Raw genomic sequence first — 1,580 nt, 5'->3', positions numbered from 1 at the left:
GGACATGGAAAAGACCATGTCCAGCCTAAATAAGATAAGAATCTTAGAAAATGATGAGCAAAAAAAGACAAATCCCAACTCAAATGAAGCATTTGAGTTGGGGTTTGTCGACAGTCTGAAAGGTCGTCTATTGGACGACCTTTACTTTATTTCTTTCGTATTTGCTTTTCCTTCAATTAGCATTTCAGTGATGGTAGTCAATGGGATTTTTTTATGATTGAACATTTCAATTATTTTTGGTAATGCAACGGCTGTTTGTGTAGCTGAATCGGAAGCATGCAGCAAAATAATATCTCCTTTCTTAACATCGGAAACATTTTTAAGTATTTTTTCAACACCCGGAAGTTTCCAATCCTGAGAGTCTACACTCCAGTGAACAACGGTATATCCGAGTTGATCTGCTATTGTAATGAATCGCTCATCAAAATGCCCATTTGGTGCTCGTAAAATCTTTTTATGTTTAATCTCAAGTTTTTTAAATATCTCCTCTGCCTTTAATATATCCCTTCTAATTTTTTCGTTTTCTTCTTCTTCATAATCTAGATACTCATACCCTAACAGGCCGATATCATAACCTTGGTCTACTATTTTTTTTGCAATATGTGGGTGGTTTTCAACCCAGGAGCCTGAAAGAAAAAATGTTGCTGATTTTACGTTTTTTTCTTTTAAAATATCAAGAATGGATTCTGCTTTTGAATCTCCCCAACCAATGTTAAATGTTAAAGCGACACCATTTTTTCCTTTGTAAAAGGCTTTAGGTCCATCATCAGTTGAAAAAACAGAAAACGGTAAGTTTTGAATATAAAGAAACCATGCGGTGACAAAAGCAGTCAATATAATAATTAAATACTGCTTCATCTTCTTTCCGTTTACTATAAAAAAGTAGTTCATGAGACCACCTCGTCCATACTTGTCTAATTCAAACCTATGTTTTGAATTCGTTAAATATGTCTGATAATAAGCGAAATTTTAATAAAATTTGTTATAAAAGAGGTCAAAAAGAAAAATAATAACGAAAAATGAGGTGATTAGAATGTTAGGATTAATGATAAACGAAAAAGAAGCGGAAGAATTAATATATATGTTAAAAAGAGAAATGGATGAGTTACTAATGGATTTTGCTGATGAACGGATTAATGTGGTTGTCAAATATGCAATGGAAGAAAGATATCATCTTTTGTTCTCACTATTTAAAAGAATTGCACCTCCAAATGAATGCATCCCGTATATTCGTAAATCAAAATTTAATAATAATAATTTAGAAATAAATTAACAAATATCTGTTGACGATATTAAATAAACATGATATATTAAAAATCGTCGTTCTTACGAATTAGATTTCTTTAAAAAAGCGTACACCATTATTTAAAAAGGTGCTTTAAAGATTTTTAAAAAAAGTTATTGACATTCAAATATGAATGTTATAAAATCAAAAAGCTGAATCAATCAACAATATCTTGAACCTTGAAAACTGAACAAGACAAAGCGTTTTTAACCATTTTGAGCAAATCAAACCCTTTTTTGGAGAGTTTGATCCTGGCTCAGGACGAACGCTGGCGGCGTGCCTAATACATGCAAGT

Annotated in this window: 2 protein-coding genes and 1 rRNA gene; 2 read left to right on the top strand and 1 reads right to left on the bottom strand. The window is 31.7% G+C overall.

What is annotated here, in order from left to right:
• Nucleotides 1-141 precede the first annotated feature (141 nt).
• Nucleotides 142-891 (bottom strand): polysaccharide deacetylase family protein, encoded by a 750-nt coding sequence (locus OEV82_RS16040; protein ID WP_263062441.1) that lies wholly within the window; start codon nt 889-891, stop codon nt 142-144.
• Between the two features lie 142 nt (nt 892-1,033).
• On the opposite strand from OEV82_RS16040, the gene OEV82_RS16035 reads away from it, so the two are divergent.
• Together OEV82_RS16035 and OEV82_RS16030 are read left to right on the top strand one after the other, a co-directional pair.
• Nucleotides 1,034-1,273 (top strand): hypothetical protein, encoded by a 240-nt coding sequence (locus OEV82_RS16035; RefSeq protein WP_263062440.1) that lies wholly within the window; start codon nt 1,034-1,036, stop codon nt 1,271-1,273.
• Nucleotides 1,274-1,518: 245 nt separating this feature from the next.
• Nucleotides 1,519-1,580, top strand: a 16S ribosomal RNA gene (locus tag OEV82_RS16030); the annotation flags it as partial.

It is taken from the genome of Pallidibacillus thermolactis (assembly GCF_025660415.1).
Taxonomy (GTDB): domain Bacteria; phylum Bacillota; class Bacilli; order Bacillales; family Caldibacillaceae; genus Pallidibacillus; species Pallidibacillus thermolactis.
The sequence above is the reverse complement of the archived record's forward strand: the minus strand, read 5'-3'. Positions and strand labels throughout refer to the sequence as shown.